A 13,298-nucleotide genomic window follows, 5' to 3' on the forward strand; every position below is an offset into this window, starting at 1 on the left:
TTCGTTAAAAAAATTGACTTTGACAAAGAGTTTTAGCCTTAACCCAAGCGTATTGGGTTTTAGCCTAGTTTATCTTTGTTTACATAGTTTGGTTTTATTATGCCAACTTACTTAGAGCAAATCTAAGCATTAATGGAACTGGACAATATCATTGTACGTGTGAATTTAAGTGTCAAGACTGTATAGTATTGAGCGCTTAGAATTTTTGTATAAAATTTATCAACCTCATCCGGCAACAGAGATAAGGTTGCTTTATCCCGGATTTTTCACCACATTTCTCAAAGCCTTATAAGACCCAGATTTGTACCTTTGACACTGTACCAAAATTCTTACAGTCAAAAATGCCCAAAATATAGTCTGGGTAAAGGTTCTGCTCAATGCGATGCCTCGGTTGGGCTACGCCAACGCAGTGCTTGTAAGAAATGCAGGTTTAGGCAGATAAAGATGAACTTGATATTAATTAAATTAGTAAATTTACTGAAGGCAGTTATTGTCTTTCCTTCATAAATTGAGTAATTGATTACTCTCCGGTGATCAAAAAATCTTCACCTTTACTTTTCCAGTTAATTTTTATTAAATTAATCTGGGGAAAAAGTCATAGGTGCTGCTTGACAACGAAAGTTTGTTGTTTTTCGCCAATCAATAGTGATGGTATCAATCCCCGATATTTAAGAATTTGTAAAAAATAATTCAGAAATTTAAAGTTTTTTTGATTACACAATCCTTCATGAGGGTATTTACTTAGGAAAACATTTGTGATACTTTCATGTCAATTATCATAAATTAAAATATCCGACGCTTAGTTTAACAACCGCGTTTATGTGTCTTGGTTTAATGATAAATATCCATCTTGCATACTTGCAATGCCAAATATTGATTTTAAACTTGTATAAATTAACGCGATGTGCGACTTATTCTTGTCACGCCGCTTCCATAGGAACCATGTGATACGGATGCAGATCTGCAATTAGACGAAGCTACCCTTTGTGCTTTTAGATATTCAGGCACACTGAATACCAGAGAAATCTTGCGGGTGCTGGCATAAAACCAAACACTGCTACTGTTAAAAAAAGAGATACTCGCTAATATTTTCGACTTTATTGCTCACTTTTACCTTTGAATTGTTTTATATGACTTACATTAAGAACACTTTTGCCGAATTTCTCACTACCGTAGAAGGGTTTAATCACCTACCAGATGCAGCGATCGCCAATCTATCAGAACAGCTACAAGCCTGGCGCTATCGCATCGGTCAGAAAATCATTGGTAAAGAAAGTCTCCCGCAACAGATCACGATCATTTATGAGGGACAAGTGCGCCTGTTGGGATATGACCCGCAGACGCAAATGCCAATCACCCTAAAATTATTGCAACCGGGGGAAATTATTGGCGAAATTGGTTTGTTGCGCGATGTCGCCTGTGAAACAGCGATCGCTTCCACCGAAGTAGTATGTTTAACCTTGAATGCCTCGGCATATTTTAGCTTTCTGGGTTTATATCCAGCTTTTGCTGATGCTCGCAAGAACCGCAGTTATTTGGTGGAAGTTTTCGATATTCTCAGTTCGCATTGGCAAAAGCAAGCGATCGCTACTTTAAATCTCAGAGAACTGACCGAAAAAGCCTTACCACAGGCGAAAATACATTACCTCCCTCCCGGAAAAACTTCATTCAACCAACTAGATAGCGAAAGCGTCTGGTTTGTGAGTGGCGGTGGGATAGTAACGAATTTATCACCGGGCGATCGCTTAGAATCGCACGATGACAGAGACAATATCCAAGTCATAACTCAAAACCCCGCACGGTTGCTTGGTATACATCCGTCAGATTTGATCTTGGAAGATAGTAATCAGATCGAACTTGTGGTAAGTGACAGCAAATCAAATAGTGCAGAGGAACAAGATATTCCCTACGCATCGGCCGAAATAGTTCCACAGACAGCCCCCCAGACCTTAAAGAGTTCGCTAAAAACCAAATACCCCTTTTTTGGTGGTAAGGGAGAACTAAATACAGCCTTCGCCTGCTTCCAAATGATCGCGAAGCACCTAGAAATGCCGTTTCGTCGAGAGGTGGTTCGCCGCATTTTAAGTGAGCAAGTCAAACGTCAGGGTAGTATATCGTTTCAAGTTACTGCTTACCTGGCAGAGTTAATCGGGCTTAAGGCGCAGTTGATAGAGCTACCAGTCGCCTCTGTGACGCGCATTCCTACACCGGCATTGATTCGCTATGGTGATAGTTTTGCCGTTTTATATGCAGCAGATGCGAATACTATGGTTGTGGGTGTTCCATCCGAAGGGATTGTGCGCTGCAAACCCTCTGAATTGGTTGAAGAATTAGATGTTGATCCAACCAACTTTCCGCCCCAAGTTAGAGTATTACTGCTCAGTCCTACCAAAGAGACGCCCCAAGAACGCTTTAGTTTACGGTGGTTTCTCCCCTATTTGTCACGCTACCGTCGAGTCCTGATAGAGGTCTTTGTGGCTTCTTTTTTCGTGCAGTTGGCAGCCTTGGCAAATCCTCTGGTTGTTCAGTTAATTATCGACAAAGTTATCACTCAAAATAGTATTGGTACTCTACATATTTTGGGGGTTTTGCTATTAGTAGTCGGGATATTTGAAGCAGTCTTGACTACCTTACGAACCTACTTATTTGTTGATACCACTAACCGGATTGATATGGGTTTAGGGTCGGAAATCATCGACCACTTACTACGTTTACCTCTGCGCTATTTTGAACGCCGACCGGTGGGCGAACTTTCGACTCGGATCAACGAACTAGAAAATATCCGCCAATTCCTCACGGGTACTGCTTTAACAGTGGGGTTAGATGCTCTATTTTCAGTGGTTTATATCGGTGTGATGCTGATTTATAGTTGGCAACTCACCTTAGTAGGGTTAAGCACAATTCCGGTGTTTATCATTGTGATTTTAATTGCTTCTCCCACCATTAGCAGACAGTTACGTGCCAAAGCCGAACGCAACGCTGAAACTCAATCTTATTTAGTGGAGGTGATGTCAGGAATTCAAACAGTAAAAGCGCAAAATATTGAATTGCGATCGCGCTTTTCCTGGCAAGAGCGTTACGCTCGGTTTGTCGCCGCTGGTTTTAAAACAGTTGTAACTTCCACCCTCGCCAATTCTACCAGCAACTTCCTCAACAAACTCAGCAGCTTACTAGTTTTGTGGGTAGGGGCTTATTTAGTACTGCAACAAGAATTAACTTTAGGCGAATTAATTGCTTTTAGGATTATATCCGGTTACGTCACCAGCCCCATATTGCGCTTGGCTCAACTCTGGCAAAGCTTCCAAGAAACTGCCTTGTCTCTAGAGCGTTTAAGCGATATTGTCGATACACCACAAGAAGGAGAAACAGACCGTTACAACATACCCTTACCTACAATTAAGGGAGCAGTCAAATACGAAAATGTTTCCTTCCGCTTCGGCACAAGTGGCCCTTTGCAACTTTCTAATGTCACCCTCGAATTTGATCCAGGTAAATTTATCGGCATTGTCGGACAAAGTGGGTCTGGTAAAAGTACGATGATGAAGTTACTACTGAGACTTTATGAAACCGAGTCCGGCAGAATTTTAATTGATGGTTATGATATTGCCAAAGTCGAACTTTATTCACTACGACGGCAGATAGGTGTAGTTCCCCAAGAGACATTATTGTTTGACGGCAGCGTTCAGGAAAATATTGCTCTGACGAATCCCGATGCCACAACCGAAGAAATTATCGAAGCGGCTCAGGTTGCTTGCGCCCACGAGTTTGTCATGAACTTGCCCAACGGTTACAACACGCGAGTGGGAGAACGGGGTTCTGCACTTTCAGGTGGACAACGACAAAGAATTGCGATCGCCCGCTCTGTTTTACAAAGACCAAAATTATTAGTTTTAGATGAAGCAACGAGCGCATTAGATTATCCTACAGAACGGCAAATATGTCTCAATTTAGCTAAAGCATTCAAGGGTGAGACAGTATTTTTTATTACCCACCGACTGAACACCGTGAGTAATGCAGATATGATCGTCGTCATGGATAACAGCAGGGTTATAGAACAAGGCAGCCATCAAGAACTAATGGCTATTAAAGGTCATTATGCTTACCTGTATCAGCAACAAGATGTCAACTTATAATTATTCATTGCTGGTGGAGACATGGCATGAGAAAATTCTCTGTTTGACCACCATTCCATAGATGCACCAATCAGCGTAGAGTAGGCAATGTCACAAATATTAAAATCTAAGTTTTTGGCATTGATCAATAGTGCCCACCGTACAAAAAATCCCAAATCGTTCGACTGAACGCTCACGACAAGTCCAAAACCCAAAATTATTATGACTAAACTTAATGGTAATCACCTCAACGGCAATGAGAAAAACCGAGTAAAGCAAGATTCACAGGTACTTACAAAACAACATAAAGCTACTCAAGAGTCTTTAGCTAACTCAAACAATCTGGCATTTGAGCAATCTATTGTCTTGCGCCAATCTCCAATTTGGTCGCGTACAATCATGGTTACTCTCATGCTACTAGCCTGTTTTGGAATTGGTTGGGCTTATTTAGCAAAAATTGAGCAAGTAGTGGCAGCAACAGGGCAATTAAAACCACAAGGAACAGTCAAAGAAATTCAGGCTCCTGTGAGTGGCGTGGTGAAAACGGTTAATGTTAAAGATGGACAAGAAGTAAAGCCAGGAGATTTGTTGTTGACTTTTGATTCCATCGCTTCTGTTGCTGAATTAAATTCTTTGAATAAAATTCGCCTTGCATTAATTAAAGAAAACCAGATTTATCGCCGATTGATGAGTGCAAGTAACGCGACGGGATCGGAACTGTTATATTTGCGCGGTAATTTACCACAAGAAACTGCTTTTCTGCTGAAAAGTCGGTCAGCGCTAGTAGGAGAAAATGAATTATTGCGGACTCAATTAAAAAATTCCGGTCAAGATAATGCGCTAGGCATTGATGAGCAAAAACTTCTACAAGTTGCCAAAAAAGAATTAGATTCTCGCAGTTTAGCGGCGCGATTGGAAGTAGAAAAAACTAAAAAACAACTTAGTCAAAATCAATTTAAGCTGGAAGATAGTAAATCAAGTTTAGCTATTCAACAGGGGATTTTAAATAAGCTGAAGACATTAGCAGAAGAAGGTGGCATTTCTCAACTTCAGTATCTCAACCAGCGACAAGAAGTACAAAACCGCACGGCGGAAGTAGCGCAACTAGGTGAGGAAACAAAACGTCTCCAGTTTGATATAGAAAAAGGACGACAAGAGTTAAGCAATACGGTGGCTGTTTCTGATAAAACCATTTTGGATAAGATAGCTGATAACAAACAGCGCATTGCCGCTATCGATAGCCAATTCATGAAAGTTGTGCTGGATAATGAGCAGCGTTTGGCAGATGTCAATAGTAAAATCTCTCAATCACAGTTAAATGTTAAATATGAAGAACTTCGTGCGCCTGTAGGTGGAAAAGTTTTCGATTTACAAGCAAAAAACCCTGGATTTGTAGCGACTCCAACGACAAAACTGCTGCAAATTGTCCCCAATGAAAACTATATAGGTGAAGTTTTCATTACTAACAAAGATATTGGTTTTGTGAGAAAAGACATGAAGGTAGATGTCAGAATTGACTCTTTTCCTTACAGCGAGTTTGGCGATATCAAAGGAAAAGTGATTGACATCGGGTCAGACGCATTACCGCCAGATCAAACACATCAGTTTTATAGATTTCCGGCAAGAGTCTCGTTGGATAAACAATCTTTAGTAATTAAGGGTAAAAAAGTCAACTTGCAATCAGGTATGTCTATCAGTGCCAATATCAAAGTGCGCGAAGAACGGAGTGTGCTGAGTTTATTCACTGAGATGTTTACCAAGCAAGTTGATACTCTTAAAGAAGTACGCTAGTAAGCTAATCGGCATTCAAGTTGCATAATTAAGGCGGGTAAGACTTCGGCGTGAGCGCTCAGTCGAACGCTGCCCACCCCACAATATATTGAGAAAATTCTCATCTGTAAATTAGATGGATTTTAGCTTAGTTGTAGTCAAAGAATTTTAAATTTTGAATTGTTAAATGGTTAATTCTCAGCGCATCGAACCCGTTCCCGGACAAGAATCAGTTTGGGATTATCCCCGTCCTCCTCGTCTGGAGGACACAAGTAAACATATCCAAATCATCTTTAACGGAGTAATAATTGCAAATACTCACAACGCCAAACGTGTTTTAGAAACTAGTCATCCTCCTTCTTACTACATTCCTCCTGCGGATATCAAAATGGAATATTTGCAACTGATGCCGCAGTCTAGCTTTTGCGAGTGGAAGGGAAGTGCTAATTACTATACAATCCGAGTTGCTGAAAAAGAAGTCAATAATGCTGCTTGGTTTTACCCTAACCCGACACCAGCTTTTGGTTCTCTCAAGGACTATGTAGCTTTTTACGCTCATCTCATGGATAATTGCTACGTGAATGGCGAAGAGGTGCAACCACAACCAGGTAACTTCTACGGCGGTTGGATCACCAGTGATATTGTTGGCCCTTTCAAAGGCGCTCCTGGTACTTGGGGATGGTGAGCCAATTTTAAATATTAACCCAAGTTGCTAGTTATTACGCCGTGTGTAACTTTTACTGAAACCTAACCCCCTAGCCCCCTTCCGTTGTAGGGAAGGGGGAAAATTCAAAGCTTCTCTTCTTTTAACTTACGCACTCAAAACCTGAAACCTAGATCCCCCCTAACCCCCCTTAAAAAGGGGGGAATTTTAAAAGCCCCCTTTTTAAGGCAGGGCTGTTTCGTTCCCTAAAAAGCTTTAAAAATCAAGGGTTATAGCAATTAAAAATTAGTTATTTTGTTACCAGCGTGCCGATAAAATGAACTATCTTACTGATATTTAAGTGCTTAAATGTTCATCTCAGGGTCACTTTTACTTACAATTTTCTCGCTAACCATCTTGACAAATCCTGTTTGAAATGGAATGAAACAGCCCTGCCTTTTTAAGGGGGTTGGGGGATCTCTTGTACGTAAGTCCTATTTTAGCTATCTTTGAGACAGCGATCGCTCTCTGGCTCAACCTAGTCCCCGATATTTGCTCTACGCTAATGCCGCTACCTTCTCTAACAATCCCTGAAACAACCTCAACCCATCGCTATTCCCCAGCATTGCGTCAGACGCCCTTTCTGGGTGCGGCATCATTCCCAAGACATTGCCCCGACGATCGCAAATCCCGGCAATGTTATTCAGTGAACCGTTAGGATTTTCCCCTTGATAGCGAAACACAACTTGCCCGTTATCTTCAATTTCTGCGAGAGTGGCTTGATCAGCGTAGAATCGCCCCTCTCCGTGGGCAATGGGCAAAGTGATAACTTCACTATTGGTATAAGCTTGCGTCCATGAGAGATTAGTCCGCTCAACTTTCAAGGGAATGCGATCGCAGATAAAATGCAAATCCAGATTTCTAGTTAACACCCCTGGCAAAAGTCCAGCTTCAGTTAATACCTGAAAACCGTTACAAATACCGAGGACAAACTTACCTTTTTGGGCGTGTTCGACAACCTGCTGCATCACGGGTGAAAAACGTGCGATCGCACCGCAACGCAGATAATCCCCATAACTAAAACCACCAGGTATAATTACGACATCCAAATCAGCAATGTCTGTTTCTTGATGCCAAACCATGCGAGTTGGTTGTAAGAGCAAATCTCTGGTTACATAAGCAACATCGCGATCGCAATTAGAACCTGGAAAAACAACAACGCCGAATTTCATGATTAGTTAAGGGGAGATGAGGGAGATGAGGGAGATGGGGGAGATGAGGGAGAAAGCAATGCCCCATGCCCCATGCCCAATCCTTAAAATACCCCAGTTTGGGTTTCGACCTCAATCAAATCAAAGCGGTAATTTTCAATCACGGGATTTGATAGCATTTGGTTACAGATGTGATCGAGGTCTTGACGCGCTTTTTTCTCTTCAGTTGAAGTGATGGTGAGTTCAATGTACTTGCCAATCCGCACCTGGTCAACGTTATTGTATCCCAGTTGCTGAAGACCGGATTGTACAGCCACACCAGCAGGGTCTAAGACTGAAGGACGAAGCGTCACGAAAATTTTGGCTAAATACTTGGTTTGCACGGGCTTTTGCTGAATGGTGCGATCGCTATACTATAACTTTATGCTCTAACTGAGTGAAAATAAGATTACGAAGCGGTTAAAGTTAATTAATCAATTAGCCCATCTAACAGCTTCAACTACAGTGGCATATTTAAATAATTGTCTATGAGAGCCATACGCACCCGCAGTCAAGAGCGTATTTTCAACCTATTGAAAACCATCAAAAAAGGCATTTCCGCTCAGGATATTTACGTAGAACTACGTAACACCAATCAGAGCATGGGTTTAGCGACAGTTTACCGTTCCTTAGAAGCCTTAAAACTCGAAGGCATGGTACAAGTGCGGAATTTGGCTAACGGTGAAGCCCTATATAGCCTAGCGCAGCAAGACAAACACCACCTTACTTGCTTACAATGCGGTGTTTCAATTCCGATTAATCAATGCCCCGTTCATGACTTAGAAAACCAGTTAGAATCGAGCCATAAGTTTAAAGTTTTTTACCACACCCTAGAGTTTTTTGGGTTGTGCAGTCAATGCCAGATGAATCAAGCGACTGGATAAGTCAAGCTACTGCGATTGATCAATAGTCATACCAATTTTATCTGATATCAATTCTTTATGAAGCTGCGCTAAATAAAGCTACGGTAATCATTGACAGTATGGAATAACCACGGGATATTTAATTAAAAACTATTGCCTTTTAGGAATAACGTTCCTGATTCCACTTTTAGTAGAGACACTATCACCTTTGTAACGAGGGATGATATGAATACTCGCGTGCATAATATTTTGACCGGCGGCTCGGTTGATATTCATTCCTACATTAAAACCATCAGGTTCAAATTCTGTTTTGAGAATTTCTTGTACTTTGTTCACCATAAACCAGCAAGCAGATTGCTCTTTAAATGGTAGCTCAAAATAACTACTAACATGACGTTTGGGAATAATCAAAATATGTCCTTTACTGATAGGATAGCCATCAAGAATTGCATAAGCAGTTGCTGATTCAGTTAATAGTTTTAGAGTTTTATGAGGATTACAGAATATGCAATAATTAGATGAATTAGGCTGATGATTATAGTGAATATACTCATATAACTCACGATATTCATCTAAAATAACTGAGGTAAAGGGAAGTTTTACAATACACTGATAGGGGGGTTTTTTGTGAACATAATGTTCTCGAAAACCTTCTTTTTTGATATCCCTCCTTACAGCATAATAAGCTTTACCTCCGGGTTTTAATAAGTGTGATACTTCCATAAGAACATTAACTTGTTCTTCAGTAAATAAAACATTTAAAACATAAAAGCAAATTATTGTATCGAATTTATTATCAGGATATTCTGGAAAATAATAAGGGTCATAGCCTGTAATATCACAACCTTTTTGGCGTAGTATCTTAACGTCATTGCCAAAACCACAACCAAAGTCTAGTATTTTGCCTTGTAACAGGTTTTGATTTAATAAAAACTGTGCAGGAAATGACAGATAACTTCTTTCGATCGCAGTAAGATAGCTGAATTGATTTTTTTGCTGTTTCATGGAATTTTGGTGCTGATGTCCCAAATTTATTATTCCCAGCATCCGTTGAGGTTATGCGATGTCTACGATGGTCACTGACTTGTACTGAGCGCAGGCGCAGCCTCTGGTAGAGAAGTGCGCGCTACGCCTACGCATCAGGGTCAATACCTAGCTCACGTAACTTAGCTGCTAATATATCAGCGCGTTGGCGTTCCTGTTCAGCACGTTGACGTTCCTGTTCAGCGCGTTGGCGTTCTTGTTCAGCTTGTTCGCTGCTCCACAATAGCAAATTTCCTTCTGTATCCCACCAGCGCAGCCAATTCATGGTTTGGCATAATCTTTCACCTTGCCAAATTCCGAGAAATAACTCTAACTCAGGAATCCAGTAACGTCCATTGGCGTCTACTTGCTGTAAAATATATTGTCCATTCTGCAAGCAGCGTATTTCTATGCTTGGTTCGTAAGGGTCGTAGGTTACGTAGGTTGGAACTTGGAGAATCTTTTCGTAATAATAGAGTTTACCGTAGGGTGGAGTTGAGCGGACTGATAGTTCTCCCCCTTCTGTGTTTGAGAGAAATTCCATCACTACAGCCACAGCAGCGCCTTCTAAATTCGGGGTATAGCTGCGACGAACTACATTTGTTCCTACAGACTGGACTTGAGGTACGTAAAACCAATCAGGGGCTTTAACGACAATTTTTTTGTTGACTGTGGCTACAAGTCCAAAATTAGAGCCAATCAGCATCTGGGGTTGGATGCGTCCTGTGCTTCCCAAAGCATCGGTAAGCGCAGCAGCGATCGCGGGTTGTTGAATATTTTCCACTGGATCGTCAGGTAAAATGAAGTCGGCTGGAAGTGCTTCCCAAGTAACAATTGGTTCTTTTTGGATGGGGTTAACTTGTAGAACCATAAAATTACTCCTAATATCAATGCAGAGTATATTAGTTATTTTTAACAAATCTTCAGCCAGCATCGCTCTTAACTTAGAAGACTCAGAAATCTGGAAATATTCCTGAAGCTAGTGTATATACTCGTAGTCAAGCACTTAGCAGGCGTGAGTATGATATTTGAGTGGTTCACTCTCTGGATAGGTCAAAAAGCAGTTGGATTTCTTGTCAAAACTATTATCAGCGAAGAGTTTGTCAAGGATTTACTCAAAGACTACGCTAAAGATTTTTTCAAAAATATCTTTAATAATGCTATGGTCGCGCCTTTTAAGCGAGAACCCCTGGAGAAAGCTGTTGTCATGGCTGTAACAGAATTTTTGCAACTCATGCAGCAGGATTTAGATGATAGTGAACTTGCTGAAGATGAAATTAAAAAGTATGAGCAGCCGCTAAATAAATTTCTGAAGCATCCAAAAGTCAAAGGAATTTTGGGAACTGCTTTTAAAGATGATTCTCAAGCTATAGATACCAAGAAATTAGAAACAATTTGGTATGAACTTAATGCTTCATACCCGTTACCGGATGATTTTAACTGGAAACGGATTGCTAAGAAATATTTGCAAAAGATTAAAGAGATTATTAGAGGAGTTCCTGAACTGCGAGAGATTCTGGATTCCCGAAATTTAGACAAAATCCAGAACAACACAACAGAGATAGCCGGGATTATTCCTGATTTTGATTTGGAAAGATACCAAGAAACTATTAAGGAAACTTATAGCAATCTTAATTTAGACAGCTTAGATACAAGTACCTATGATTATCGAGATAAACTCAAAGTCTGGGATATATTCATAGAACAAAATGTCCGCGAAATTCACCAAGTTATTCCCCGAATTCACGAACTGCCGAAAGAACATCTCCGAAGATTGCGAGAAACTAACGAACTGGAAGCAGAAGTTGAGTTAGAAGAATTAGAACGCTACAAACGAGTTTATTTAGAACAACCGAAACGTTCTGTAGTGGATATTGTAAATGAGCAGCGGACTAATAAATATATCGTGATTCTGGGCGACCCTGGTTCCGGGAAATCTACTTTATTAAAATACTTGGCATTAAATTGGGCTAGGAGTCCGTTGAATAATTCTTTATCTCTACCGATTCCTGTGCTGATTGAGTTACGCACTTATATGCGGCGGCGGGAGGATAAAGAGTGTCATAATTTTCTCGAATTTTTTCATAAATGTAGTGGTGCGATTTCTCACCTCAACCAACATCAACTGCACGAACAGCTAAAGAGTGGTAACGCTTTAGTCATGTTCGATGGTTTGGATGAGGTATTTGATCCTGCTCAACGAGAAGATGTAATTACTGATATTCATCGCTTCACTAATGAATATCGTGATGTGCAGGTGATTGTCACTTCTCGCGTGATTGGCTACAAACCGCAACGTTTGCAAGATGCTGAGTTTCACCACTTTTTACTCCAAGATTTAGAAGCAGAACAAATTCAGGATTTTATTTACCGCTGGCATGAGTTAACCTTTATCGATACTGCGGATAAAGTTAGAAAACGGGAACGGCTGCAAATCGGGATTGACACTTCACAATCCATTGCAGAACTAGCAGGAAATCCTTTGTTGTTGACGATTATGGCGATTCTAAATCGGAATCAGGAATTGCCAAGAGATAGAGCGACACTTTATGAACAAGCATCGCGGGTATTGCTGCATCAATGGGATGTGGAACGTGCTTTGCAAGAAGACAAGAGGTTAGATCCTAAAATTATTGATTATAAAGATAAGCAAGCAATGTTGCGTCAGGTTGCCTATTATATGCAAACCGGGGATAAAGGTTTGGCTGGCAATTTGATTAGTGTAGGTGATTTAGAGAAGATTTTGACTGACTATTTCAAAAGTTTAGAAATCACTCAAGCTAGAGAAATTGCGCGGGTGATGATTAATCAACTGCGGACTCGCAATTTTATTTTATGTTTCTTGGGTGCAGATTACTATGCCTTTGTGCATCGGACTTTTTTAGAATATTTCTGTGCTTGGGAGTTTGTCTGGCAGTTTGAGAAGGAACGCAGTATTACAATTGAGGATCTCAAAACTGAAGTTTTTGGCAAACACTGGCAAGATGAAATTTGGCATGAGGTGTTGCTGTTAATTGCGGGAATGATTGAGCCAAAATTTGTTGGTGAAATTCTTGATTACTTGATGGTGCAAGATGGCGAAAAGGAAAAGTTTATCAACCTGTTTTTAGTGGCTAACTGTCTTGCAGAAGTGAGAAATTGCTCGGTGATTGCGTCAGTGGCTAATAAATTGCTTAACAAGCTAAAAGACTTAACTAAATATGACCTATGGTACTATTACTCTTTCTTTGATGAAGAAACTAAGCTAGTTCAGGAAATTCGCACTCAAGCAGTTGCAACAATCGCCGCAATTTGGAAAGATAACGACGATACTTTACAGTGGCTCAAAGACCGCGCCACTGCTGATAATGAAGCGGATGTCCGAGATGCAGCCATCGAAGCATTAGCCAGGAATTTCAAAGATGACCCGGACACCTGCTCGTTTCTCAAAGACCGCGCCACTGCTGATAATAATGGGAATATGCGAGGTGCAGCCATTCAAGCATTAGCCAGGAATTTCAAAGATGACCCGGACACGCGCTCGTTTCTCAAAGACCGCGCCACTGCTGATAATCATGGGTATGGGCGATTTGCAGCCATCCGAGCATTAGCCAGGAATTTCAAAGATGACCCGGACACCTGCTCGTTTCTCAAAGAC

The 13,298-nt window shown here is 40.8% G+C and carries 10 protein-coding genes; 5 read left to right on the top strand and 5 right to left on the bottom strand.

Annotated elements, in window-relative coordinates:
- The first annotated feature begins 1,130 nt into the window (after positions 1-1,130).
- Positions 1,131-4,133: a peptidase domain-containing ABC transporter gene (locus PUQ00_RS29610; RefSeq protein ID WP_300423272.1), complete on the top strand. Its 3,003-nt coding sequence runs from the start codon at positions 1,131-1,133 to the stop codon at positions 4,131-4,133.
- Here the strand turns inward: PUQ00_RS29610 and PUQ00_RS29615 are convergent.
- Complete coding sequence (locus PUQ00_RS29615; protein WP_300423273.1) at positions 4,109-4,309, bottom strand: hypothetical protein; 201 nt, start codon at positions 4,307-4,309, stop codon at positions 4,109-4,111. The genes PUQ00_RS29610 and PUQ00_RS29615 overlap by 25 nt on opposite strands.
- Before the next feature lie 25 nt (positions 4,310-4,334).
- Between PUQ00_RS29615 and PUQ00_RS29620 the strand changes: the two genes are divergently transcribed.
- Together PUQ00_RS29620 and PUQ00_RS29625 are read left to right on the top strand one after the other, a co-directional pair.
- Entirely contained in the window at positions 4,335-5,903 is a 1,569-nt protein-coding gene (locus PUQ00_RS29620; protein ID WP_300423274.1) for an HlyD family efflux transporter periplasmic adaptor subunit, read from the top strand.
- 166 nt (positions 5,904-6,069) lie between these two features.
- Positions 6,070-6,567 carry a DUF427 domain-containing protein gene (locus PUQ00_RS29625; RefSeq protein WP_300423276.1) on the top strand — a complete coding sequence of 166 codons (498 nt, stop codon included), beginning with the start codon at positions 6,070-6,072 and terminating at the stop codon, positions 6,565-6,567.
- 515 nt (positions 6,568-7,082) lie between these two features.
- Here the strand turns inward: PUQ00_RS29625 and purQ are convergent.
- Entirely contained in the window at positions 7,083-7,757 is a 675-nt protein-coding gene (gene purQ, locus PUQ00_RS29630; protein WP_300423278.1) for a phosphoribosylformylglycinamidine synthase subunit PurQ, read from the bottom strand.
- A gap of 83 nt (positions 7,758-7,840) precedes the next feature.
- Positions 7,841-8,119, bottom strand: a complete 279-nt coding sequence (gene purS, locus PUQ00_RS29635) for a phosphoribosylformylglycinamidine synthase subunit PurS (protein ID WP_300423280.1) — start codon at positions 8,117-8,119, stop codon at positions 7,841-7,843.
- Between the two features lie 144 nt (positions 8,120-8,263).
- On the opposite strand from purS, the gene PUQ00_RS29640 reads away from it, so the two are divergent.
- Positions 8,264-8,659 carry a Fur family transcriptional regulator gene (locus tag PUQ00_RS29640; protein ID WP_300423281.1) on the top strand — a complete coding sequence of 132 codons (396 nt, stop codon included), beginning with the start codon at positions 8,264-8,266 and terminating at the stop codon, positions 8,657-8,659.
- A 129-nt stretch (positions 8,660-8,788) separates the two neighbouring features.
- On the opposite strand, the gene PUQ00_RS29645 is transcribed toward PUQ00_RS29640, so the two are convergent.
- Positions 8,789-9,643, bottom strand: coding sequence for a bifunctional class I SAM-dependent methyltransferase/HIT family protein (locus tag PUQ00_RS29645; RefSeq protein WP_300423282.1), 855 nt, complete (start codon positions 9,641-9,643; stop codon positions 8,789-8,791).
- A 127-nt stretch (positions 9,644-9,770) separates the two neighbouring features.
- Positions 9,771-10,532, bottom strand: a complete 762-nt coding sequence (locus PUQ00_RS29650) for a Uma2 family endonuclease (RefSeq protein WP_300423284.1) — start codon at positions 10,530-10,532, stop codon at positions 9,771-9,773.
- 150 nt (positions 10,533-10,682) lie between these two features.
- Here PUQ00_RS29650 and PUQ00_RS29655 point away from each other — a divergent pair.
- Positions 10,683-13,298, top strand: a 2,616-nt coding sequence (locus tag PUQ00_RS29655; protein ID WP_300423286.1) for a HEAT repeat domain-containing protein, incomplete at its 3' end; no start/stop codon positions are given.

Source organism: Nostoc sp. S13 (genome assembly GCF_029379315.1).
GTDB lineage: Bacteria > Cyanobacteriota > Cyanobacteriia > Cyanobacteriales > Nostocaceae > Nostoc.